The organism is Cellulophaga sp. Hel_I_12 (assembly GCF_000799565.1).
Taxonomy (GTDB): Bacteria; Bacteroidota; Bacteroidia; order Flavobacteriales; family Flavobacteriaceae; genus Cellulophaga.
Map to the genome: position 1 here is coordinate 3383321 of NZ_JUHB01000001.1, position 23994 is coordinate 3407314.

Consider the following 23994-nt stretch of genomic DNA (forward strand, 5'->3'; position numbering starts at 1 on the left):
TACCACTAGCTCACTTTTTAGGATACAAAACCCATCATCCAAAACCTAATTACCACGTTTCCAAAATATAAACACGTATTTACTTGACAAGGCCCTATTCATAATAGTATCTTTGCAATCGCATAAACAATAACAAAAAAATCTATATGAAATTATCCGGTTTTAGCTTTGAACTTCCTGAAGAACTTTTAGCAGAATACCCATCAGAAAATAGAGATGAATCTCGATTGATGGTAATTCATAGAGAGACAGGTAAAATTGAACATAAAATGTTCAAAGACATGATTGATTATTTCGATGAAGGTGATGTCATGGTGTTGAATAATACCAAGGTGTTTCCGGCCAGACTCTATGGTAATAAAGAAAAAACAGGAGCACGTATAGAAGTTTTCTTGTTGAGAGAATTAAACGAAGAACAACGTTTATGGGATGTTTTAGTGGATCCAGCACGAAAAATTAGAATTGGTAATAAATTGTATTTTGGGGATGATGATACTTTAGTCGCTGAGGTAATTGACAATACGACGTCTAGAGGTAGAACACTTCGTTTCTTATACGATGGTTCTTATACCGATTTTAGAAAAAAATTAAAAGAATTGGGTGATACACCATTACCTAAATACATTAAAAGAGAAACTGAAGCTTCGGATGCAGAGCGCTACCAAACTATTTATGCAAAACATGAAGGAGCAGTAGCCGCCCCAACAGCAGGCTTACATTTTTCTAAGCATTTGTTAAAACGACTGGAAATAAAAGGAATTGATTTTGCAGAACTTACCTTGCATGTTGGTTTAGGTACTTTTAACCCTGTTGAGGTTGAAGATTTATCTAAACATAAAATGGATAGCGAAGAGCTTATTATTGAAGAAAAGGCTACCGAAATAGTAAACAATGCTAAAAAGCATAAAAGGAGAATTTGTGCTGTTGGTACTACGGCTATGCGTGGTTTAGAAAGTGGAGTATCTTCTCAGCAAACCTTAAACACCTACGAGGGCTGGACCAATAAATTTATTTTCCCCCCCTACGATTTCAGTATTGCGAATTGTATGATTACGAATTTTCATTTGCCAAAATCAACTTTGTTAATGATGGTTTCGGCATTTATGGGCCATGATTTAATGAAAAAAGCCTATAAAGAAGCTATTCTAGAGCAATATAAATTTTATTCTTATGGCGATGCCATGTTAATTATATAATTATTGTTTAATTAAACAACCTGCTACTGCTAGAACAAAAATTTAGCGTAGCAGGTTTTTTTTATCCTATCTTTAACCTGTGGAAACTATTCAAAAGAAAGACATTCGAGCACTGACACGTGAGCAACTTCGTGAGTTTTTTGAAGCCAACGGCGACAAAGCTTTTCGAGGTAATCAAGTGTATGAATGGCTTTGGCAAAAATCTGCTCACTCCTTTGAGGTGATGACGAACCTATCGAAGGCCACAAGAGATATGTTAGAAAGTAATTTCGTCATCAACCATATCAAGGTTGATGTTATTCAACGAAGTACGGATGGCACCATAAAAAATGCGGTTCGTTTGCATGATGATTTAATAGTAGAATCGGTTTTAATTCCTACAAAAACAAGAACTACAGCCTGTGTCTCAAGTCAAGTTGGCTGCAGTTTAGACTGTAAGTTTTGTGCTACTTCGCGATTAAAGCGCATGCGAAACTTAAACCCTGATGAAATTTATGATCAAGTGGTGGCCATTGACAATGAAAGCAGATTGTATTTTGATCGTCCGCTAAGCAACATCGTATTCATGGGGATGGGAGAGCCTTTAATGAATTACAACAACGTTTTAAAGGCTATAGAGAAAATTACATCTCCTGAAGGCTTGGGGATGTCTCCAAAGCGAATTGTAGTTTCTACTTCAGGCGTACCAAAAATGATTAAAAAAATGGCCGATGATGAGGTTAAATTTAAACTAGCTGTTTCCCTACACTCCGCAATTGATGCCACAAGAACATCTATAATGCCCTTTAACGCCAAATTTACACTCAGTGATTTACGCGAATCATTGCAATACTGGTATGCGAAAACAAAAAGTAGAATTACCTATGAATATGTGGTTTGGAAAGGTATAAATGACCAACAAAGCGATGTTGATGCCCTCGTTGATTTTTGCAAATTTGCACCTTCAAAGGTTAATTTAATAGAGTATAACCCTATTGATGATGGGCAGTTTCAACAAGCTTCTAATGCTGCCATAGATATGTATGTGCATACCTTAGAAAAAAATAATATCGCAGTAACTGTACGCCGTTCTCGTGGAAAAGATATCGATGCCGCTTGCGGACAATTAGCGAACAAATCATAAGGTGCAACCCTTAAACTAAATAGCGAACACGAGCTCAATTAATATTTTAGAATGGTTTTATCTGAATCCTTTTTGTTAATTTAGCATCTTACAATTTATAAGCCCAACTCGGGATAATTGCTAGTGAAAATAGTAGCTCAAATAAAGGAACCCATCAATATGGAAATGGAACTTTTTGAAAAAAAGTTTTATGAATCCATGACTTCAAAGGTGGCGCTATTAAACAGAATTACCCATTACATCGTGAATCGAAAAGGAAAGCAAATGCGACCCATGTTTGTTTTTCTAACGGCTAAAATGATAAATAATGGTGAAGTAAATGAGCGTACCTATAGAGGTGCCGCCGTTATTGAACTGATTCATACCGCAACTTTAGTTCATGATGATGTCGTGGATGAAAGTTACAAACGCCGCGGTTTTTTCTCAATTAATGCCTTATGGAAAAATAAAATTGCCGTTTTGGTGGGGGACTATTTATTGTCTAAAGGGTTGCTTTTGTCCATTGATAATGGAGATTTTGATTTGCTAAAAATTATATCCATTGCCGTTCGTGAAATGAGTGAAGGCGAACTATTACAAATTGAAAAAGCAAGACGGTTAGATATCACAGAAGAGGTATATTACGAAATTATACGCCAAAAAACAGCGACCCTTATAGCGGCCTGTTGTAGTTTAGGTGCTTGTGCGGTAAAACCTGAATCGGAAGAAGTAGAAATCTTTAGAAAATTTGGCGAATACTGCGGAATGGCTTTTCAAATTAAAGATGACTTGTTCGATTACGGCAACGAAGCCATTGGTAAACCTACAGGAATCGATATCAAGGAGCAAAAAATGACTTTACCTTTAATTTATGTTCTGAACACCTGTACAGCACAAGAAAAAAAATGGCTCATTAATTCTATCAAAAACCATAATAAGGATAAAAAAAGAGTCAAAGAAGTTATTGCTTTTGTAAAAAGTAATGGGGGCCTTGAGTATGCAGTACGTAAAATGCTCGCTTTTAAAGATGAGGCCTTAACCCTATTGGCACATTATCCAGATTCGGCCTATAAAAATTCATTGGAACTTATGGTGAATTACGTGGTTGACCGAAAAAAGTAACTATCTTTTTAATTTGGATCGATATTTTCTTAAGCACTGTATGCAGTAGCATGCGTTTTTTTTAATAATTTACTTTTAGATAAATAAAAAATTTGTATTTTAATTAAATATATCTATCTGATTTTCAATTTTTTGCTATTTTTTTGTTCGTTTATTTAAAAATTAGTTCAGGTATCAGGCAACCTTTTTGAAACAAAACTCGTCTAACTTTATAGAAACCTAAAGGAATGGTCTTTTGATAAAGGCTAAGAAATTTTAACTTGTGAAAATAATTCCATTTTATACCAATGAAAAGCAGCTGATAAAAAAGGCGTGCTCCGGAAATGGAGAGGCTCAAAAGCACTTGTATGAAAAGCATGCGCCTAAAATGTTAAGTGTTTGCCGGCAATATGTAAAAGATATTGCTTTTGCAGAAGATGTTATGATCACAGGCTTTGTAAAGGTATTTAAATATTTAGACACCTTTAAGTTTGAAGGTAGTTTTGAAGGTTGGATTCGCAGGATAATGGTTCGGGAAGCCATAACCCACCTTCGTAAAAATCAATTTGTAGTGTTTGATGATGAGTTATATGATCGGCATACAAACCACCAGATTGAAGTAGCATCAGCTATTGATATTGAAGAAATACAACGCCTGATAGATCAACTTCCAGAAGGCTATAAAATGGTATTTGTATTGTATGCGGTTGAAGGATATAAGCATGCTGAAATTGCAAGTATGTTACAGATTTCAGAAAGTACCTCAAAATCGCAATTATTCAAAGCAAGGCGAATTTTACAAGAACAGTTAAAGGAAACTAAAAGAATAAGCTATGGCACCAATTAAATTTGAAGAAGATATAAAAGAAAAGTTTGAGGGTCGTAGCATACCACCTTCTCCCCAAGTTTGGGAGAAAATTTCAGGTCAAATAACTACAACTCATAAAACAACTAAAAAAGGTTTTGCCTGGTACGCTATCGCCGCTAGCGTAATCGGCTTGTTGATAGCGATGCTTGTATTTTTTAACGCGGGTAAAGAAGCCATGAATCAAGAGAAGCCTGTGGTTTTTACCCCTCAAAATAGAGTTAATAAAGAATTACCACAATCAAAAGAAGAGCTTATTGAAATAATTGGCAGCTCAAGTACTATAGCAAATGCTAAAGAACCATACACAAGTACTTCTAAAAATAAAGTAACGCCGAACAATAATGAAGCCAATACGGCTCAAAATAAGGCTGCATTAGCTATAGATAAGGTAGTACATAAACCTAAATTACAATTAGAGAACAAGACTAATTTAGCTATGGATGTTTTAATTGACCAAAAAATTAATTTAGTTGTAGCGCAAGTCGATGCTTTGGCCTTACAGAATGCTACAGTTTCAGATGCCGAAATAGATGCTTTACTGCGAAAAGCACAAGAGGAAATTTTAAGACAGAAACTCTTTACAGATTCTAATAGCGTTGATGCCTTGGCATTATTACATCAAGCAGAAACAGAGCTAGATTTATCGGTTCGAGATCAGCTTTTTGAAACATTAAAAAATGGCTATTTAAAAGTAAGGACCGCTCTAGCAGATCGGAACAAGTAAAATCAATAACATTTTAACCATAAAAAAAGACTTCTTCAAATTAAAATTTGAAAAGGAGCAGGGAATAGTTTATTCATTAATCAATCATTAAAAAACAATTATTATGAACAACAAATTGAAGTACATCGCAATTTTAATAGTTGCTTTTGCCTTGCAAGTGGGCACTGCACAGGATAAAAAAAATTATGAAACCAAAGTAGAAAAATTAGAAAAGCTTAAAATTGAAATCACATCTCAGGAAAAAGAAGCCTTAAAGATTGAAATTGAAGCCATTAATAAACGTCTCGAGAAAAAGCAAATAACCGAAAGTGAGGCTCAAAGGCTAAAAGAATCAGCGGCTAAAAAAAGAGCGCTGAATATTGAAAATAGACTTAGTATTTTAGATAACCAAATAGCGCTAATTGAAAGGAATAACGGTCAAGTTCTTGAATTGGATACGCTAAATAGTGGAAGTAAAATAGAAATAGGATTTGGGCACAAAGATGATCATGACGATAAAATATTCGGAATTAAATTTAGCGATTCTAAAAAAAACTATGAATTAAAGTACGACGTTAGAACCTATTCAGATATAGTCATAGCTGTAGGTTTTAACAACGCTGTAATCGATGGGGAAATCCTTGATGATTCTCCTTATAAAATAGGGGGAAGTCGATTTTTTGAAATGGGTTGGCAATGGCGAACACGAGTTTTTCAGAACTCTAATTTTCTGCGATTGAATTACGGATTTTCTTTTCAGTTTAACGGACTGAAACCAACCGATAACCGCTATTTTGTAAACAACAATGACGAAATAGTTTTAGAAGAGTTTGATGTGGAATTAGATAAAGCAAAACTACGCATGGATAACTTAGTATTCCCGATTCATTTTGAATTTGGACCGTCTAAAATTCGTAAAAATGAGAATTCTATTCGCTATAGCTTAGATAAAAAATTTAGAGTTGGGCTAGGTGGTTATGGAGGTTTTAATTTAGGTACACGTCAAAAATTAAAGTACGAGCGCGATGGTGACAACATAAAAGATAAATTAAAAAGAGATTACAACACGAGTAATTTAATTTATGGACTAAGTGCTTATGCAGGTTTTGGTGGTACAACCTTGTATATGAAATACGATTTAAATCCTATTTTTAGAGATGCCTTAGTGGAGCAAAACAACATATCTCTAGGCTTGCGCTTTGACCTTTAAATTTTTAGAATGAGTACTTGAAAATAAGTCTAAATAAAAAACCTTACAAAGTAAGTTTACGGTATAAAACTGATAAATATTGTACTCATCAGTTGCATAGCATACAAATACCGTCTTATAGGATGAAAACCTGCAAGTTCTAATTCGCTTTTTCTGCGGAGGAGCTTGTAGGTTTTTTTTGTATTCTTAAATTTAGAGCTCACCGTAAGGTTTTTTAAACCGGTAAGAGCAAGCTCTTTGTACTAACTTATTTTTGCATGCCTAGGATGATAACTTTTTATGCTAAGGGCCTGTAAATAGAGTACACCTTCTAACTTATAAATCTGTCAAAAACAGAGCTTGTCTTACCCTCGCCATAGAGAAATTCTAATGGATGTAAACGATTATGCCTATAAAATTTTGGTTATATTTGAATCTTTTTCCATAATAAAATGGCAGCCCTTTAAAACTCAACATAAAGTAAACTTTATATATCTAATTTGATTTCAAAAGCCACCATCGACCAAGTATATGAAACCGCCCGTTTAGAGGAGGTTATTGGTGATTTTGTACAATTAAAAAAATCAGGTGCTAATTATAAAGGTTTAAGTCCGTTTACTGATGAACGATCGCCTAGCTTTATGGTAAGTCCCGTAAAGCAAATTTGGAAAGATTTTAGTAGTGGAAAAGGAGGTAATGTGGTTGCATTTTTAATGGAACACGAGCATTTTACCTACCCTGAGGCTATAAAATACTTAGCCAAAAAGTACACTATTGAAATCGAAGAAACTGAGCAAACTAGTGAGCAAAAAGTGCAGGCAGACGAACGCGAAAGCATGTATTTAGTGTCTGAATTTGCTCAAAAATATTTTTCTAACATTTTATGGGAAAGCGAACTAGGAAAAGCAATAGGACTTAGTTATTTCAAAGAGCGGGGTTTTACAGATGAAACCATCAAAAAGTTCGCTTTGGGGTATTGTTTAGATCATTGGGATGCTTTTACCAACGAGGCCTTAGATAAAGGATATCAATTAAAATATTTAGAAAGTACAGGCCTAAGTATCGTCAAAGAAAACCTAGAGAATCCTGCGAATAGCAAAAAGTTCGACAGGTTTAAAGGGCGCGTTATGTTTCCTATACAATCTATGAGCGGTCGGGTGCTTGGTTTTGGGGGTAGAATTTTAACCAACGATAAAAAAGCAGCCAAATATTTAAATTCTCCAGAAAGTGATATTTACCATAAAAGTAAAGTTTTATACGGTATTTTTCATGCAAAACAAGCGATTGCAAAAGAAGATAATTGTTATTTGGTAGAAGGCTATACCGATGTAATTCAGTTTCATCAGCGCGGTATTGAGAATGTAGTAGCCTCTAGCGGAACCGCCTTGACAGCTGAACAAATTCGATTGGTAAACCGACTTACTAAAAATATTACGGTATTGTTTGATGGTGATGCGGCAGGTTTAAGAGCTTCTTTACGAGGAATCGACCTTATTTTGGAACAAGGGATGAATGTCAAAGTCTGTTCCTTCCCAGAAGGAGAAGATCCAGATAGCTTTGCTAAAAACAATAGTTTAGACGAGGTAAATGCCTATTTAAAAACGAACGCGAAAGACTTTATTCAATTTAAGGCTTCTTTATTAATGAAGGAAGCCGCAAACGACCCGATAAAAAGGGCTGATACCGTCCGTGATATTGTCAATAGTATTTCTAAAATTCCAGATCGAATTCAAAAGGAAATTTATATTCAGGAGTGTGCTCAAATCATGAATATTTCTGAAGGCGTCTTGTTCAATACACTCGCACAGATTGGAAAAAAGGATATCGCTGATGCCAGCAAAAAAGCAAAGGACAATCAAAAAGCTTTTGAAGTGGTTCGTAACGAGGCAGTTACGCAGAAAGTAGATGTGCAGTTTGAACTAGAACGCAAGATTATTGAAATTTTACTATTATACGGCAATACATCGCAACGCTTTGAAGATTTAATTCTCAAAGAAAATGATAAGGGTGAATTAGCCTTAGAGCCTGAATTTTTAGAGGCTAAGGTGTACGAGAAAATATTTTTAGACCTACAGGACGATGAAATAGAATTGAGTAATGATAACTTTAAGCGAATTTATAAAACATTAGTTCAAGAACTTAATGAAAACGAAAACTTTACGGTTCAAACGTTCATAGCCTCTTTAGAACAAGATATGGTATCAGAAATATCTTCTATTTTAATGGAGGAAGAAAAATATATTTTGCATGATTGGGCGAGTAAAGATATTTATCCTAAGAGTAAAGATCAGGGAATTTCTCAATTGGCGAGCGAAACAATTTTAACCTTACGTTGTTTTTTAATCAAAAGAAGAATAAATACCTTACAAAATGAAACTCAGGATGTGGAAAAAGACAACCGAGAAATACTAGAGGAAATTATCAATTATATTCAACTTAATAAATTATTAAATCAGAAGCTAAATCGGGTATTATCTTAAAATAGCTACCAAAATATGTCCTACAAAAAAAACCTAGCAAAAGCTAGGTTTTTTTTGTAGGACATGTTTTATTTAGTATAATTCTAAAGCTTTCGCTTGTTGTAATAAGTCTACTAAATTATCGACATTCAATTTTCGCATTAAACGCGCTTTGTAGGTACTTACTGTTTTTTCGTTCAAATTAAGACCAATAGCAACATCTTTATTGCGTTTACCGCTGGCTAACATTTTTAATACTTCTACTTCTCTTGAAGAAAGCTTTCTAAAGAATCTTCTTGGCTTTTTGGTACCCTCGTCAAACGCAAGTCTTTGCGCTAGCTCATTAGTAATAAACATATCACCTTTACTTACTTTTCTTACAGCAGTAATAATGTAATCTAAATCAGCGCTTTTTGACAAATATCCGTAGGCGCCTGCTCGAATAGTGCTTAAGGCATAAACATCTTCCGACTGACCGCTATAGATCAAAACTTTAATATCAGGGAATTCAGATTTAATTTTTCTAAGGGTTGCAATTCCATTGATTTCAGGAATGTCCATCTCTAGCATCACTACATCAGGATTTACAGTCTTTAATTTTTCAAATAACTCTGAAGTTGTGGCCACATCTCCGATAACTTCAAAATCAGAAGCGGTGTCTAAAACAAACTTTATCCCAGTTCTAACAACAGGATGGTTATCTGCGATCAATACTTTAATCATGGTTTACTTTTTTTACGATTTATTAGCTTACAAAGAAAATGCCCATAAATTCTGACATGCAATGTAAAGTTTTTTTATCTTATTTGCCCTGTAAAAGTGATATTTTTTAATTGAAAACCCGTGTAATTTGTTATATTTTCGTTTTATTTACTAAATTATAAGATAAATGGTTATTTCAACGCCATTGGAATCTCGCAAATTGGAATCGGCAGCATCTTGTGTTTATTTGCTGTATTTAGTCTTTTATAAATTTGGAAAACCTCTTTTTCTCTTCCCTTAAAATCTTGAGAAGTTTTATTTTGATCTGCCATGGCCATTGCCCATTCTAATTCTGGATAGGACGCACCTATTTGATCTTCATCGGTTCTATCATCACCCCAAAGACCATCTGTAGGAGCTGCGTTAATAATTTCATCGTTGATGCCCAAAACTCGCGCAATTTCCCATACCTCGGTCTTTAGTAAATCAGCAATGGGGCTTAAATCAACGCCACCATCACCGTATTTGGTGTAAAAGCCTACCCCAAAATCTTCTACTTTATTACCAGTGCCAGCCACTAAATATTTATCTAAAGCTGCAAAATAGTACAAACTTGTCATTCTGAGTCGGGCCCTGGTATTTGCCAGTGACATAAACCGGTCCTCCTCATTGGCTACTTGTGGCAAAGCGGCGATTAAGCTATCAAATACTGGGGTTAAATTTAATTCAAGTCTTTTTACAGTTGTAAAATTTTCTTGTAACCAGTCAATGTGTCTTGAAGCTCTACCTACTTGATTTAATTCTTGGTGAATGGGCATTTCTAAACATAAAAGGTCTAGACCCGATTTTGCACATAAGGCTGAAGTAACGGCAGAATCAATACCTCCGGAGATTCCAATAACAAAACCATTCATTTTAGCATTCGTTGCGTAATCTTTTAACCACTTTACAATATGATTTATTATTTTTTCGGTTTGCATGGATGTTTGTTTTTCGTTAAAATCTAGTAACTTTGCACCGTAAAAATAATGTCTAAGCACTAATAAATAAAATAATTCTATACTACTTTATATGAAGAAGCTAATTTTTGTGGTTTTAATTTTTTTGTCTCTCCTTTTTATTAATTGTGGTGCAGAAGATAAAACTGCTGAAGAAATTGATAAAATAGTCTTAGATGTACAGGTCGAGCGTTTTGATAAAGAGTTTGCTTCGGCCACTCTTGAAACTTTGCCCATTTTAAAAGGAAAGTATCCCTATTTATTTCCTGCGCAATACCCAGATAGTATCTGGATGGCAAAACTAAAAGATACGATACAGATAGAATTGAATACTGAAGTCGAAAAGGCTTTTTCAAATTTTGATATTCAGAAAACCAAATTAACGAACTTATTTAAACATATAAAATATTATTTCCCGGAGTTTACAATACCTAAAGTGATTACCCTAACTTCTGACGTTAACTATGAGAATCGTGTCATTTTAACTGATTCTTTATTATTGATTGGCTTAGATAACTATTTGGGTGAAGAACATAAATTCTACCAAGGATTTCAAGGCTATTTAAAAAAGGGATTAGATGAAAAATATTTAGTATCAGATGTAGCTTCAGAGTTTTGTGGTTCAATTCTGCCCCAAAGAAGCGGTAGAACATTCTTAGATCAAATGATTTATCATGGAAAAACCCTGTATTTGAAAGATAAAATAATGGCTTTTGAGTCTGAAGAACAGCGAATCGCCTATACACCGGAACAATTAGAATGGGCTAAATTAAATGAAGAAAATATTTGGCGTTATTTTGTGGATAGAAACTTATTATATAGTACAGATAAGCAATTGCAACCTAGATTTTTAGACCCAGCTCCTTTTTCTAAGTTTCAGTTAGAATTAGATAACGAATCCCCAGGTAGAATTGGCAGGTATGTTGGTTGGCAGATTGTACGTGCTTTTATGGAAAATAACGACCTAGACTTTAAACAAATGCTGACGGTCCCTGCTGAAGAAATTTTAAAGAAATCAAATTACAAACCTAGAAACTAATGGGTATACTACACACCTCAGAAATATCATTAAAAGTAGGCTTAGACGAAAATCGTGTACCTGAAGAACTTACATGGTCTGCTCAAGATGGTGGCATAGATAACGAGGAGGCAAAAGCCATGCTACTATCTGTTTGGGATAGCAAGAATAAAGAGTCCTTAAAGATAGATTTGTGGACTAAGGATATGCCTGTGGATGAAATGAAAATTTTCTTTCATCAAACATTAGTTTCTTTGTCTGATACCTTTATGAAAGCAACCCAAGACGAGAAAATGACAGCAACTATGAAAGATTTTTGTGATTATTTCGCAGAAAAATTAGAATTAAAAAAGTAAACCTATTTATAGCCTGGTGCAGTTTTTAGGGGATCAGAAGCACCGTGATTTTTTTGGCTAAAAAACAATTCATGCAACAACAAAAACAAGAACTCAAAAAACTAATCTATGTTTATAATGCAAGTTCAGGAAAGAAAAATGCCTTTTTAGATGTTGCACATAAACTATTTAGCCCCGGTACCTATGATTGTAAGTTGTGTGCCATTACTTTCGGTACATTTCAAGAGAAAAATCTTTGGAAAAAATTTAGAAAATCGTCCAAAATTCCAATGGAATTTTTGCATAAGGATGAATTTTTGAAAGCCTATGCCTCTAAATTTGGATTTAAAACCACCTATCCAGTGGTCTTGGCTGAAACGAACTATAATTTAAAGTTTTTTATCGCCACAGATGAACTAAACGCGGTAACAAGTGTGGAAGATTTAATACAATTAGTAGCAAATCGTTTAGATTAAATCGGCCCAATTGTTTTTCTTAAAGTTTTCATTTAGGCTGTCTATATACTGTAATACCTCTTCTTGGCCAATGCCATTTGTTGAAGAAGTGATAAAGTAGTTAGGCGCTTCTTCCCAAATACTGGCTAATAATTGCTGCATATAGAGGTCAACATTTCTTTCGATAGCCTTTGGTTTTAGTTTATCGGCCTTGGTAAAAATAATTGAAAACGGAATTTGATTTTCACCCATCCATTGCATAAACTCTAAATCAACAGGCTGTGGCTCATGGCGTATATCAATCAAAACAAAGGCACTTACCAATTGTTTGCGTTCTAAAAAATAATCGGTAATGTACTTCTGAAACGTTTTTTTATCCTTTTTAGAAACTCTGGCGTAACCGTAGCCTGGTAAATCTACCAAAAACCAATTATCATTAATTTTAAAATGATTAATTAACTGTGTTTTGCCGGGTCTACCTGATGTTTTTGCTAAGTTTTTACGCTGTGTGAGCATATTTATGAGCGATGATTTACCCACATTAGATCTTCCTATAAATGAATATTCAGGTATAGGGTCTTTGGGGCAATGAGTGACTTTAGAATTGCTAATCACAAATTCTGCGGACTTTATTTTCATCGGGATACACTTTTGTGTTATGCTTTGTACAGAACCTTTATACTTTGAAGCGCTGAGGTCCTATACATTTTAGAATTAAAGAAATTGAATGTTGCTTTAGAAATTTCTTGCCTTAAGCCAAGCTTCTAGAATAGTATTAAATTCCTTAGGGTGTTCCATCATTGGTGCATGGCCGCATTTTTCGATCCAAAATAGATCTGAATCGGGTAATAATTCATGAAACTCCGAAGCTACATTAGGAGGAGTTACCGCATCGTTCTTGCCCCAAATTATACAGGTTGGCGTTAACATATGGGGTAAATCTTTAGACATGTTATGGCGGATGGCACTTTTGGCTATGGCTAAGGTTTTGACTAATTTTATTCGGTCGTTTAAGGTTGCAAAAACTTCATCAATGATTTCAGGCGTTGCCACTTCGGGATCATAAAAAACATCTTGTGCTTTTTTCTTGATAAACTCGTAGTCTCCTCTTTTCGGATACCCATCGCCCATAGCACTTTCGTAAAGTCCAGAACTACCAGTAATGACTAAAGCTTTTACTACGTTTGGATTTAGTTTTGTGTGCAAAAGGCCAATGTGCCCACCTAAGGAATTCCCTAAGAGGATCACTTTTTTAAGTTCCTTATGCTTTATGAAACCTTCTAAAAACTTTGCAAAGCTCTTTACGTTTGTTTTTAACAAAGGCATGGTGTAAATTGGTAATTCAGGTACTAAAACTTTATAGCCTAGAGAGGGAAAGTGGTCTACAACACCATTAAAATTACTAAGACCTCCTAAAAGACCGTGCAAAATAATAATGGGAGTGCCCTCGCCAATTTCAAGATATTTGTATTTCCCTTCAGTAATTAATGTTTCTTCCATTAACGCAGATTAACTTCTGTAGGGGCAAATATAAACATTTCCTAAGAAAATAAGCATACTTGTTGTAAAGAGTCTGTTTAGATGGTTTAAACACTGTTTTTATGTAGTTCGTATGCCGATCACAATCGTGCTTCAATCTTAAATTTTGTGTTTTTAAACACAAAAGAGGGTCAAATTAGGGAATTTATTAACAATGTGGTATAAAGTGGTAAATTGTGGTAATAAATTCTATATATTTGAGTTTTAAATACAAACAGGGGCTATATAGTGATCAATTTCATCGGAACATATGACTGCAAGGCAGATACAAAAGGGAGGGTAATGCTACCAGTTTCCCTGAAGCATCAAATGTCTCCTGTGCTGAGCGATGGCTTTGTGATTAAAAGGTCTGTTTTTCAACCTTGTTTAGAATTATATCCAATGAAAGAATGGAATCTTTTGATGGAGAAAATGAACAAAAAAAATAGGTTTCTAAAGAAAAATAATGATTTTATACGTCGGTTTTCTGCAGGTGTAAAGGTAGTAGAAATAGATGCCACGGGTCGATTATTGATCCCTAAGAATTTAATGGATATCGCTAAGATTTCAAAAGATGTGGTGCTGAGTTCAGCCATCAATATTGTGGAGATCTGGGATAAAGACAGTTATGAAAAGGTGTTAGAGGATACCGCTGAAGATTTTGCTGCTTTGGCAGAAGAAGTAATGGGAGGAGACGACGATGATGTATCATAACCCAGTTTTATTGCAGGAATCTGTTGATGGTTTAGCCATCAAAAGCAACGGGGTTTATGTTGATGTTACTTTTGGAGGGGGCGGACATTCTAAAGAAATATTAAAGCGTTTAGGGCCTGACGGTCGGTTATTTGCTTTTGATCAGGACGAAGATGCTTTAAAAAATACCATAGCGGATGAAAGGTTCACCTTGATTCATGAAAATTTTAGATTTATAAGTCAGTTTTTAAAGTTTTATGGTGTTAAAAAGGTAGATGGTATTTTGGCTGATTTTGGAGTGTCATCGCATCAGTTTGATGTTGCAGAACGTGGTTTTTCTACCCGTTTTGATGCGGATTTAGATATGCGCATGAGTCGGCGAAACACCGTTTCAGCTTACGAAGTTGTGAATAAGTACGACTATGATAGTTTGCGAAACCTGTTGTTTCAATATGGTGATTTACGTAATGCAAATGCAATGGCGACTGCCATAATTGCCAGCAGAGAAGAGGATGAAATAAAAACCACGGCACAATTAAAAGCGGCACTTAAACAATTTTTACCAGCTCGTTTAGAGCATAAAATAGTAGCACAGATTTACCAAGCTATCAGAATTGAAGTCAACCAAGAGATAGAAGTAATTAAGGAATTTTTAGAGCAGGTGCCTAGCTTACTAAATGAGGAAGGTAGGTTGAGTGCTATCAGTTATCATTCTTTGGAAGATAGATTGGTGAAAAACTTTATTCGATCAGGAAAGTTCGAAGGGGAGCCAGAAAAAGATTTTTATGGGAATATGAAGCTTCCCCTAAAAAAAGTGGGAGGCCTCATAGTGCCAAGCAAAAAGGAGATAGCTACCAACAATAGATCTCGTAGTGCTAAACTGAGAATTGCTGAGAAAAGTAAAATAGTGTAATTGTTTTTTAGACTATCATTAAAGAGTAATAGAAGCAATCAATTGTCATGCGAAAAGGAATATTAGACTTGTTAAAAGGAAAGTTTTTGGTCAGTGGTGAAGCCGCTCCAAAGAATTGGATTTTCATCATTTTCATTTCCTTTTTAGCTGCTGTTATGATTGCGAGTTCACATAGTGCAGATAGCAAGGTACATCAAATTGCGGCCTTGAATGAAGAGGTTAAAGAATTGCGAAGTGAGTTCATTGATGGGCAAACTGATGTTCAAAAATTAAAATTAGAATCAGAAATACTACGAAAGTTAGGTGATGATGGTTTATATCCTTCAGAAAATCCTCCTTTTAAAATAAGAGTTAAATCGGCTGAATAATGGCAGTTACAGAAAAAAACATATTGAAACGCTTGTATATCGTAGCGGGCCTGCTGTTTGTATTTGCTGTGTTCGTTGTGGTGAAACTTTTTAGTATTCAAATGACTGATGGTGACAAGTACCGTCAAATGGCTGAGGATACCACCGAAAAAGTATTTACCATTACGCCAAATCGCGGTAATTTATATTCTTCTGATGGAAGCTTATTAGCCACCTCCGTTTCTCGTTTTAATATTCGATTTGATGCGGTTACAGTTAAAGAAGCTGATTTTAAGGAAAATATTAAGCCACTTTCTCAAGCGCTTTCAAAATTATTAGGGAAACCAGCATCACACTACGAGCAACTCCTGCGAAAAGCAAAAGCAAACCAAAATAGGTATGCCTTAGTTGCCCGAGGATTAGATTATTCAGACTACGTTCAGGTTAAAAAATTTCCACTTTTCGAAAAAGGCCCCAATAGAGGTGGTATTGTGGTAGAGCAAAATACGGTTCGCGAACATCCCTTGGGGAAAATTGCAGAACGAAGCGTTGGTTACGAACGTTTTGATGATGAAGGATATGCAACAAGAGTTGGTCTTGAAGGGGCTTTTACCGATTATTTAAGCGGAATTAAGGGGAGTCGTTTAAAGCAAAAAATAGCTAAAGGACAATGGAAGCCTATTGGTATGGATAATATCGTAGAGCCAAAAGATGGTTATGATGTGTATTCTACCATAGACGTAAATATTCAGGATATCGCCCATCATGCACTCTTGGGGCAATTAGAAAAATATAAGGCAGATCACGGTTGTGTCATTGTCATGGAAACAAAAACCGGTGAGATTAAGGCAATATCTAATCTTGGAAAAACTGAAGGTGGTAAGTATTACGAACGCTTGAATTATGCCATTGGTGAATCGCACGAACCAGGTTCTACATTTAAATTAATGTCATTGGTGGTGGCTTTAGAGGATAAAGTCATTGACACAAGTTCTATTATTGATACCGAGAAAGGAATTTTTAAAGTATATAACAAAAGGGTTAAAGATTCTAAAGAAGGGGGCTATGGAGCCTTAACGGTGGCAAAAGCCTTTGAGGTTTCTTCGAACACAGCTATTGCAAAAATAATTCACAATAACTATAAAGATCAACCTGAAAAGTTTGTGAACCGCTTAATGAATATGGGGCTGAGCAGAGAATTGGGACTTCCTATAAAAGGGGAGGGCACGCCCGTCATTAGGTATCCAGGAGATAAAGGTTGGTCTGGAATTTCACTGGCATGGATGTCTCACGGCTATGAAGTATCCTTAACCCCATTGCAAACGCTAACATTTTATAATGCCATAGCCAATAACGGTGAAATGTTAAAGCCTAGACTTTTAAAGGAAGTAAAAGAATGGGATAAAACTATTTATAAGTTCGAAAAAGAAGTCATCAACCCTTCGATATGCTCAGCAGAAACAATAGGTAAAGTGCAAGCTCTTTTAAAAGATGTCGTGGAAAAAAAGCATGGTACAGGCCATGGCTTATATTCTCCTCATTTTTCTATGGCAGGAAAAACTGGTACTACCCAGAAAGATTATATTTCCAAAGACCCAAACAAACTGAAGTACATCTCCACCTTCGCGGGTTATTTTCCTGCAGATAACCCTAGATACTCTTGTATTGTAGTAATTCACGAACCTGATAAAAGTGTTGGGTATTATGGAGCTGACGTATCAGGACCGGTATTTAAATCTATCGCTCAGAAAATATATGCAACCTCTCCTTTAGTGGATGAAGTAGAAAGTTTAGAAGTAAAGAGTAGTGTATTAGATAAAAAATACCAACAATATTATACCGAAGCGAATAAAAAGCACAATAGAGTTCCTAATGTAGAAGGTATGAGTGGTATGGATGCTATTGCTATTTTAGAAAATTTGGGGATAAAAGTAAAAGTAACAGGCAACGGTAAAGTAAAGAAACAATCTGTAAAAGATGCTAATATCAGTGAAGTTGAACTAATTGTATTAGAATTATCATGAAATCTTTAAAAGACATATTGTACGGAGTGAGTTTAACCGCAGTGAGTGGTTCTACATCTGTGATGGTCAATAAAATTTGTTTCGACTCTCGATTGGTAGAGCTCGACGATGTTTTTGTGGCTATTCGCGGTACGGTTACCGATGGTCATGAATATATAGAAAAGGCCATCAAATTGGGGGCAAAAGCAATTATTTGCGAAAGCTTGCCTGAGGTTTTGGTGAATGAAGTCTCTTATATTGAAGTAGATAATGGCAACAAAGCATTGGCTATAATGGCATCTAACTATTATGAAAATCCTTCCAAAAATTTAAAATTAGTCGGTATCACTGGTACTAATGGTAAAACTACAGTGAGTAGTTTGTTGTATCAATTGTTTAAAAAAGCAGGCTTTAAAGTTGGATTAATTTCAACGATAAAAATAGTGGTCGATGATACTGAATATAAAACAAGTCATACGACGCCAGATGCTTTAACCATCAACAAGCATTTAAGTTTAATGAATACGGCAGGGGTTGAGTTTTGTTTTATGGAAGTGAGTTCTCACGGCATACATCAAAAAAGAACCGAAGGTTTAGTTTTTGAAGGTGCCATTTTCACGAATCTCTCGCACGATCATTTAGATTATCACGCTACGTTCGCAGAATACAGAGATACTAAAAAATTATTGTTTGATAACTTAAGTAAAAAGGCGTTTGTATTAACCAATATTGACGATAAAAATGGCTTGGTGATGTTGCAAAACACGAAAGCTAGAAAATATACCTATGCCTTAAAGTCATACGCAGATTATAGAGCACAGATCTTAGAAAACCAGTTTAATGGTCAGTTGTTAAAAATTAACGGGGAAGAATTGTGGTCGAAGCTTATAGGTGATTTCAATGCATACAATATGTTGGCGATTTATGCTACTGCAGATTTATTGGGATTAGAAAAGCTAGAGATTTTGCGATTCATGAGTGAACTTGATAATGTCGCTGGTAGATTTCAATATGTTATTTCCAAAGAAAAAATTACAGCCATTGTTGATTATGCCCATACGCCGGATGCGCTTAAAAATGTACTTGATACAATTAATACATTGAGGACTGGAAATGAAAACGTCATCACCGTTGTGGGGTGTGGTGGCGATAGAGATAAGTCTAAGCGCCCGGTTATGGGTCATATCGCTTCTGATATGAGTACTACCGTAATTTTCACCTCAGATAACCCCAGGACAGAACAACCAGAGGCAATACTTCAAGAGATTGAAGCAGGAGTAGAACCTCAAAATGTTCGTAAAGTACTGGTTATAGAAAACAGAGCCCAAGCCATAAAAACAGCCTGCCAGTTAGCCCATGCAAACGATATCATTTTAATAGCAGGTAAGGGTCACGAAACCTACCAAGAAACTAATGGAGTTCGGGTAGATTTTGATGATTTTCAAACGGTAAAAGACCTGTTAAAAAGTCTAGACAAATAGAAATGTGAAGTAGTAAGAGAGAACAACTCATAACGAGACAAATAGCAACCACCAACTAAAAAATAAGATGTTATATTATTTATTTGAATTTTTAGAAAAAAACTACCAAGTACCAGGTGCCGGACTTTTTCAGTTCATCACGTTCAGGGCTGCTTTGGCTGTTTTGTTGTCTTTGTTAATTGCAACGGTGTATGGTAAAAAAATTATTCTTTACCTACAAAAAAAACAGATAGGAGAAACCGTTAGAGACTTAGGTTTAGAAGGGCAAAAACAAAAGTCAGGTACACCTACCATGGGTGGTATCATCATCATCATTGCCACGCTTATTCCCGTGTTGCTTTTCGCCAAACTAGATAATATTTATGTGATGCTTTTAATTGTCACGACCCTATGGATGGGAATAATTGGTTTCATTGACGATTATATCAAAATATTTAAGAAAGATAAAGGTGGCTTAAAAGGCAAGTTTAAAGTTTTAGGTCAAGTGGTCTTGGGTTTAATTGTAGGTGCAACGCTTTATTTTCATCCAGAAGTTACCATGAAAGAGCATAGTAAACTAAACTCGTCACTCGTTTATAATGCTGAAAGGCAGATTAGTGAGGAGATTAAGTCCACAAAAACGACTATTCCTTTAGTAAAAAACAATGAATTAGACTATACCAGTTTTATTTCTTGGATGGGCGATGGCGCAGAAAAATATGCATGGTTAATTTTTATTCCCATCATTATTATTATTGTTACCGCAGTATCAAATGGCGCAAATTTAACCGATGGTATTGACGGTCTGGCAGCCGGAACTTCGGCGATCATTGTCTTAACATTAGGCATATTTACTTGGATTTCTGGAAATATTATATTCTCCAATTACTTAGACATTATGTTTATTCCACGAGCGGGAGAATTAGTAGTTTTTGTGGCTGCATTTCTCGGTGCCTTAGTAGGTTTTTTATGGTATAATGCTTTTCCAGCTCAAATTTTTATGGGCGATACGGGTAGTTTAACTATTGGAGGTGTCATTGCTGTCATTGCCATTATTATTAGAAAAGAATTATTGATCCCTGTATTGTGCGGAATCTTTTTTGCGGAATCAATCTCAGTAATGCTGCAGGTTGGGTATTTCAAATACACAAAAAAGAGATTTGGGGAAGGAAGGCGTATTTTTTTAATGGCACCGCTACATCACCATTATCAGAAAAAAGGATATCACGAAAGTAAAATTGTGACGCGCTTTTGGATTGTGGGTATTTTATTGGCGATCGTGACTATAGTAACCTTAAAAGTGCGTTAGGTCATGAAAAGATTAGTGATTTTAGGAGGAGGCGAAAGTGGGGTAGGTACTGCAATTTTAGGAAAGCAAAAGGGGTATACGGTCTTTGTTTCAGATAAAGGCAAAATAAAAGAGAAGTACAAAAAAGTTCTTGAACATTTTGGAATTGATTGGGAAGAAGAGCAACATACTGAATCCAGTATCTTGAACGCAGATCTAGTGATGAAAAGTCCTGGAATACCTGATAAAGTGGCTATTGTGAAACAGCTCAAAAGCAAAGGAGTTCCTGTGATTTCAGAGATTGAATTTGCCTCAAACTATACCGATGCGAAAATTATCGGAATTACCGGTAGTAACGGAAAAACCACAACGACTATGTTAGTCAACCACATTTTAAAAAATGAGGGTTTAAACGTCGGAATGGCGGGGAATATTGGGGATAGTTATGCAAAAATGGTCGCAGAAAATAATTTTGACTATTACGTATTAGAGATCAGTAGTTTTCAGTTAGATGGTATTGTAAATTTTAGACCGCATATCGCCATTTTAACGAACATATCACCAGACCATTTAGACCGGTATGAGTATGTATATGAAAATTATATCGCCTCAAAATTTAGAATTGCAGAAAACCAAACCGAAGATGATTATCTGATTTATGATGCAGACGATAAAGATCTTACGGACTGGCTTTCAAAACACCCGGTTAAATCCAAATTACTGCCGTTTTCTATTGAAAAGGAAGTGGTAGAAGGCGCATTTAGTTTAAACGAGAATATACAGATTATCACAAATAACGAAACACTTATAATGAAAAAAGACACTTTAGCTCTAGAAGGCAAACACAATCTTAAAAATAGCATGGCAGCCTCAACAGCGGCAAAACTTATTGGTATCCGAAAAGAAACCATTCGCCAGAGTGTAGCAAATTTTCAGGGTGCAGAACATCGTTTAGAAAGCGTGCTTAAAATTCATCATGTGGCCTATATTAATGATTCGAAGGCTACCAATGTTAACGCAACCTATTACGCCTTGGAAAGCATGAAATCTCCGACGGTTTGGATTGTAGGTGGGGTGGACAAAGGCAATGATTATAAGTCACTGATGCCTTTGGTAAGAGAAAAAGTAAAAGCCATTATTTGTTTGGGAAAGGATAACACTAAAATCAAAGAAGCTTTTGGTAACGTGGTAGATTTAGTGGTCGAAACTTTTGCTATGGACGAAGCCGTTAAAGTAGCCTATAAAATTGCTGAACGGGGAGATACCGTTTTATTATCTCCGGCATGTGCAAGTTTTGATTTGTTTACAAATTATGAAGATCGCGGCCAACAGTTTAAAGAAGCCGTAAAAAACTTATAAGAAAAGATGGAGTTTTTCAACAAAATAAAAGGAGACAAAGCTATTTGGGCCATTGTGGCGCTTTTGGCTTTATTTTCATTTTTACCAGTCTACAGCGCGAGCAGTAACCTTGTATATGTTGTTGGGAACGGTACAGGTACAACGATTAGCTTTTTGTTTAAACACGCTTTTTTACTGGCCTTAGGCTTTGCCATCATTTATGGTGTACATAAAATTCCGACGCATTTTTTTAAAGGATTGTCTTTAATAGCCATGCCCATTGTTTTATTACTATTAGTGTACACCTTGGCACAAGGAACAACCATTGGTGGTGCCAATGCAAGTAGGTGGATTCGCCTGCCTTTAATAGGCTTTACGTTTCAAACCTCAACCTTGGCAGCTGTAGTGTTAATGGCCTATGTAGCGCGGTATTTAACGAAAATAAAGGATAAAAAAATACGCTTTCAAGAGAGTATTTTACCCTTGTGGCTCCCAGTTTTTTTAGTCATAATTTTAATACTTCCCGCAAATTTCTCTACGGCCGCTATTATCTTTTTTATGGTGATGGTACTTTGTTTTTTAGGTGGGTATCCTATGAAATATTTATTGGGCATTATAGGTAGTGGGGCCTTGTTTTTAGTCATGTTTATTTTAATAGCAAAGGCCGCTCCAGATTTATTTCCAAATAGAGTTACTACTTGGGAAAACAGGATAGACAATTTTTTAAACGGTGAAGATGGTGAAGCGGATTATCAAATTGAAAAAGCAAAAATTGCGATAGCTACAGGAGGCATCATTGGCAAGGGAGCGGGAAAAAGTGTTCAGAAAAATTTTCTACCACAAAGTTCTTCCGATTTTATTTTTGCCATTATCATCGAAGAATATGGTTTAGTAGGCGGCCTCCTATTGGTCTTTTTTTACCTTTTATTATTGTTTAGAATTGTCGTTGTTGCCAACGGAAATGCTACAGTTTTTGGTAAGTTATTAGTGGTAGGTGTAGGTTTGCCTATTGTTTTTCAAGCCTTTATTAATATGGCAGTCGCTGTAGAGTTATTTCCCGTAACGGGTCAAACTTTGCCTTTAATCAGTAGCGGTGGTACCTCCACGTGGATGACCTGTTTAGCCATTGGTATTATTCTAAGTGCGAGTAATAAAGAGGCAAGTACAGAACCTAGTTCAGTGGATGACCATGAAAATAACCCTTTAGAAGTATTAAGTGGACAATTATAGATTTATACTTTCAGGTGGCGGTACAGGCGGGCATATTTACCCGGCAATCGCTATTGCAAATGAATTAAAATCGCGGTACCCTGATGCTGAATTTTTGTTTGTGGGTGCAAAGGATCGCATGGAGATGGAAAAAGTGCCTCAGGCAGGGTTTAAAATTGAAGGCTTATGGATAACTGGAATTCAAAGAAAGTTAACATTTAAAAACCTGCTATTCCCCATTAAATTAATGAGTAGTTTGATAAAGGCAAATGCTATAGTAAAAAAGTTTAAACCAGATGTTGTCATTGGTACAGGAGGGTTTGCGAGTGGCCCTTTGTTAAAAAGAGCTTCAGCTTTGGGGATCCCATGTGTGTTGCAAGAGCAAAATTCGTATGCAGGTGTTACCAATAAATTATTAGCCAAAAAGGCAAAAAAGATATGTGTGGCTTACGATGGTATGGAACAATTTTTTCCAAAAGAAAAAATTGTGAAAACAGGAAATCCTGTGCGTAGTGATCTCGCAGAAATGAAGGCGGATCGCGCCGAAGCATTATCATTTTTTGGATTAACTGCAGCCAAGCCAATAGTAGTGGTTTTAGGCGGTAGTTTAGGTGCAAGACGCATCAATCAATTGATCGAAAAAGAACTTGCTTATTTTGAAACTTTAGGAATTCAAGTCATTTGGCAATGCGGAAAATTGTACTACCAAGACTATAAAAAGTACCAGTCAACAACAGTAAAAGTTTACGATTTTTTAAATCGAATGGAGTTTACCTATGCTGCCGCGGATATCGTTATTTCAAGAGCTGGGGCTGGTTCTGTTTCGGAATTATGCATCGTGGGAAAACCTGTGATGTATATACCGTCTCCCAATGTGGCAGAAGATCATCAAACTAAAAATGCAAAAGCATTGGTTGACAAGCAGGCGGCCGTTTTAATAAAAGAAAGTGATTTAGACACTGAATTTGAAAGGCAATTTACAGCTTTATTTACCGATAAGCAGAAGCAGAAAATAATAGCTGAAAATTGTAAAAAATTAGCCATGCCCAATGCAACTGAAGCCATTGTTGATGAGATAGAGAAATTGTTGAAGTAGGCG

23 protein-coding genes are annotated in these 23994 nt (G+C 35.6%); 19 read left to right on the top strand and 4 right to left on the bottom strand.

Features of this window, described 5'->3' with window-relative positions; all coding sequences use genetic code 11:
• Window positions 1-146 precede the first annotated feature (146 nt).
• The 7 genes from queA (at window position 147) to dnaG (ending at window position 8639) form a co-directional block, all read left to right on the top strand.
• The gene (gene queA, locus GQ45_RS14670) at window positions 147-1196 is read left to right on the top strand and encodes a tRNA preQ1(34) S-adenosylmethionine ribosyltransferase-isomerase QueA (protein ID WP_047419142.1); all 1050 of its coding nucleotides are present in this window, start codon (window positions 147-149) and stop codon (window positions 1194-1196) included.
• A 79-nt stretch (window positions 1197-1275) separates the two neighbouring features.
• Entirely contained in the window at window positions 1276-2319 is a 1044-nt protein-coding gene (gene rlmN, locus GQ45_RS14675; protein ID WP_047419143.1) for a 23S rRNA (adenine(2503)-C(2))-methyltransferase RlmN, read from the top strand.
• A 123-nt stretch (window positions 2320-2442) separates the two neighbouring features.
• Entirely contained in the window at window positions 2443-3420 is a 978-nt protein-coding gene (locus GQ45_RS14680) for a polyprenyl synthetase family protein (protein WP_047420476.1), read from the top strand.
• Between the two features lie 262 nt (window positions 3421-3682).
• Complete coding sequence (locus GQ45_RS14685) at window positions 3683-4246, top strand: RNA polymerase sigma factor (RefSeq protein WP_047419145.1); 564 nt, start codon at window positions 3683-3685, stop codon at window positions 4244-4246.
• Entirely contained in the window at window positions 4233-4991 is a 759-nt protein-coding gene (locus tag GQ45_RS14690; RefSeq protein ID WP_047419147.1) for a hypothetical protein, read from the top strand. The genes GQ45_RS14685 and GQ45_RS14690 overlap by 14 nt, the downstream gene beginning before the upstream one ends.
• 103 nt (window positions 4992-5094) lie before the next feature.
• Window positions 5095-6180 carry a hypothetical protein gene (locus GQ45_RS14695; protein WP_047419149.1) on the top strand — a complete coding sequence of 362 codons (1086 nt, stop codon included), beginning with the start codon at window positions 5095-5097 and terminating at the stop codon, window positions 6178-6180.
• Between the two features lie 479 nt (window positions 6181-6659).
• A complete protein-coding gene (gene dnaG, locus GQ45_RS14700) occupies window positions 6660-8639 on the top strand; it encodes a DNA primase (RefSeq protein WP_047419151.1) in 1980 nt (659 codons plus the stop codon).
• Between the two features lie 72 nt (window positions 8640-8711).
• Here the strand turns inward: dnaG and GQ45_RS14705 are convergent, their stop codons facing one another.
• Window positions 8712-9341 (bottom strand): response regulator transcription factor, encoded by a 630-nt coding sequence (locus GQ45_RS14705; RefSeq protein ID WP_047419153.1) that lies wholly within the window; start codon window positions 9339-9341, stop codon window positions 8712-8714.
• Window positions 9342-9511: 170 nt separating this feature from the next.
• Entirely contained in the window at window positions 9512-10300 is a 789-nt protein-coding gene (gene nadE, locus GQ45_RS14710) for an NAD(+) synthase (protein ID WP_047419155.1), read from the bottom strand.
• Between the two features lie 91 nt (window positions 10301-10391).
• Between nadE and gldB the strand changes: the two genes are divergently transcribed.
• From gldB to GQ45_RS14725, 3 genes are all read left to right on the top strand, one after another.
• Window positions 10392-11357 (top strand): gliding motility lipoprotein GldB, encoded by a 966-nt coding sequence (gldB, locus tag GQ45_RS14715; protein WP_047419157.1) that lies wholly within the window; start codon window positions 10392-10394, stop codon window positions 11355-11357.
• Window positions 11357-11692: a gliding motility protein GldC gene (gene gldC, locus GQ45_RS14720; RefSeq protein WP_047419159.1), complete on the top strand. Its 336-nt coding sequence runs from the start codon at window positions 11357-11359 to the stop codon at window positions 11690-11692. Before gldB ends, gldC begins: the two co-directional genes overlap by 1 nt.
• Before the next feature lie 71 nt (window positions 11693-11763).
• Window positions 11764-12147 carry a hypothetical protein gene (locus tag GQ45_RS14725; protein ID WP_047419161.1) on the top strand — a complete coding sequence of 128 codons (384 nt, stop codon included), beginning with the start codon at window positions 11764-11766 and terminating at the stop codon, window positions 12145-12147.
• Here the strand turns inward: GQ45_RS14725 and yihA are convergent.
• Together yihA and GQ45_RS14735 are read right to left on the bottom strand one after the other, a co-directional pair.
• Complete coding sequence (gene yihA, locus GQ45_RS14730; protein ID WP_047419162.1) at window positions 12139-12765, bottom strand: ribosome biogenesis GTP-binding protein YihA/YsxC; 627 nt, start codon at window positions 12763-12765, stop codon at window positions 12139-12141. The genes GQ45_RS14725 and yihA overlap by 9 nt on opposite strands.
• Before the next feature lie 96 nt (window positions 12766-12861).
• The gene (locus GQ45_RS14735) at window positions 12862-13626 is read right to left on the bottom strand and encodes an alpha/beta fold hydrolase (RefSeq protein ID WP_047419164.1); all 765 of its coding nucleotides are present in this window, start codon (window positions 13624-13626) and stop codon (window positions 12862-12864) included.
• Between the two features lie 267 nt (window positions 13627-13893).
• On the opposite strand from GQ45_RS14735, the gene mraZ reads away from it, so the two are divergent.
• The 9 genes from mraZ to murG all read left to right on the top strand — a co-directional run bounded on the left by mraZ (window position 13894) and on the right by murG (window position 23991).
• A complete protein-coding gene (mraZ, locus tag GQ45_RS14740) occupies window positions 13894-14358 on the top strand; it encodes a division/cell wall cluster transcriptional repressor MraZ (protein WP_047419166.1) in 465 nt (154 codons plus the stop codon).
• A complete protein-coding gene (rsmH, locus tag GQ45_RS14745) occupies window positions 14345-15250 on the top strand; it encodes a 16S rRNA (cytosine(1402)-N(4))-methyltransferase RsmH (protein WP_047419168.1) in 906 nt (301 codons plus the stop codon). The genes mraZ and rsmH overlap by 14 nt, the downstream gene beginning before the upstream one ends.
• A gap of 47 nt (window positions 15251-15297) precedes the next feature.
• Window positions 15298-15618, top strand: coding sequence for an FtsL-like putative cell division protein (locus GQ45_RS14750; RefSeq protein ID WP_047419169.1), 321 nt, complete (start codon window positions 15298-15300; stop codon window positions 15616-15618).
• Window positions 15618-17621 carry a penicillin-binding protein gene (locus GQ45_RS14755; RefSeq protein WP_047419171.1) on the top strand — a complete coding sequence of 668 codons (2004 nt, stop codon included), beginning with the start codon at window positions 15618-15620 and terminating at the stop codon, window positions 17619-17621. Before GQ45_RS14750 ends, GQ45_RS14755 begins: the two co-directional genes overlap by 1 nt.
• On the top strand, window positions 17618-19081 hold the full coding sequence (locus GQ45_RS14760) for a UDP-N-acetylmuramoyl-L-alanyl-D-glutamate--2,6-diaminopimelate ligase (RefSeq protein WP_047419174.1): 1464 nt from the start codon (window positions 17618-17620) through the stop codon (window positions 19079-19081). Before GQ45_RS14755 ends, GQ45_RS14760 begins: the two co-directional genes overlap by 4 nt.
• 67 nt (window positions 19082-19148) lie before the next feature.
• Window positions 19149-20369: a phospho-N-acetylmuramoyl-pentapeptide-transferase gene (gene mraY, locus GQ45_RS14765; RefSeq protein WP_047419176.1), complete on the top strand. Its 1221-nt coding sequence runs from the start codon at window positions 19149-19151 to the stop codon at window positions 20367-20369.
• Between the two features lie 3 nt (window positions 20370-20372).
• On the top strand, window positions 20373-21707 hold the full coding sequence (gene murD, locus GQ45_RS14770; protein WP_047419178.1) for a UDP-N-acetylmuramoyl-L-alanine--D-glutamate ligase: 1335 nt from the start codon (window positions 20373-20375) through the stop codon (window positions 21705-21707).
• A gap of 6 nt (window positions 21708-21713) precedes the next feature.
• Window positions 21714-22916 (top strand): FtsW/RodA/SpoVE family cell cycle protein, encoded by a 1203-nt coding sequence (locus GQ45_RS14775; protein ID WP_047419179.1) that lies wholly within the window; start codon window positions 21714-21716, stop codon window positions 22914-22916.
• Window positions 22903-23991, top strand: coding sequence for an undecaprenyldiphospho-muramoylpentapeptide beta-N-acetylglucosaminyltransferase (gene murG, locus GQ45_RS14780; RefSeq protein WP_047419181.1), 1089 nt, complete (start codon window positions 22903-22905; stop codon window positions 23989-23991). Before GQ45_RS14775 ends, murG begins: the two co-directional genes overlap by 14 nt.
• The last annotated feature ends 3 nt before the right edge of the window (window positions 23992-23994 follow it).

Coding starts and splice junctions, on each gene's coding strand:
- GQ45_RS14750 (WP_047419169.1), top strand. CDS start 15,298: ATGCGAAAAGGAATATTAGACTTGTTAAAAGGAAAGTTTTTGGTCAGT.
- gldC (WP_047419159.1), top strand. CDS start 11,357: ATGGGTATACTACACACCTCAGAAATATCATTAAAAGTAGGCTTAGAC.
- murD (WP_047419178.1), top strand. CDS start 20,373: ATGAAAAGATTAGTGATTTTAGGAGGAGGCGAAAGTGGGGTAGGTACT.
- GQ45_RS14690 (WP_047419147.1), top strand. CDS start 4,233: ATGGCACCAATTAAATTTGAAGAAGATATAAAAGAAAAGTTTGAGGGT.
- GQ45_RS14735 (WP_047419164.1), bottom strand. CDS start 13,626: ATGGAAGAAACATTAATTACTGAAGGGAAATACAAATATCTTGAAATT.
- GQ45_RS14705 (WP_047419153.1), bottom strand. CDS start 9,341: ATGATTAAAGTATTGATCGCAGATAACCATCCTGTTGTTAGAACTGGG.
- rsmH (WP_047419168.1), top strand. CDS start 14,345: ATGATGTATCATAACCCAGTTTTATTGCAGGAATCTGTTGATGGTTTA.
- nadE (WP_047419155.1), bottom strand. CDS start 10,300: ATGCAAACCGAAAAAATAATAAATCATATTGTAAAGTGGTTAAAAGAT.
- GQ45_RS14760 (WP_047419174.1), top strand. CDS start 17,618: ATGAAATCTTTAAAAGACATATTGTACGGAGTGAGTTTAACCGCAGTG.
- GQ45_RS14725 (WP_047419161.1), top strand. CDS start 11,764: ATGCAACAACAAAAACAAGAACTCAAAAAACTAATCTATGTTTATAAT.
- GQ45_RS14695 (WP_047419149.1), top strand. CDS start 5,095: ATGAACAACAAATTGAAGTACATCGCAATTTTAATAGTTGCTTTTGCC.
- yihA (WP_047419162.1), bottom strand. CDS start 12,765: ATGAAAATAAAGTCCGCAGAATTTGTGATTAGCAATTCTAAAGTCACT.
- gldB (WP_047419157.1), top strand. CDS start 10,392: ATGAAGAAGCTAATTTTTGTGGTTTTAATTTTTTTGTCTCTCCTTTTT.
- queA (WP_047419142.1), top strand. CDS start 147: ATGAAATTATCCGGTTTTAGCTTTGAACTTCCTGAAGAACTTTTAGCA.
- GQ45_RS14775 (WP_047419179.1), top strand. CDS start 21,714: ATGGAGTTTTTCAACAAAATAAAAGGAGACAAAGCTATTTGGGCCATT.
- mraY (WP_047419176.1), top strand. CDS start 19,149: ATGTTATATTATTTATTTGAATTTTTAGAAAAAAACTACCAAGTACCA.
- GQ45_RS14755 (WP_047419171.1), top strand. CDS start 15,618: ATGGCAGTTACAGAAAAAAACATATTGAAACGCTTGTATATCGTAGCG.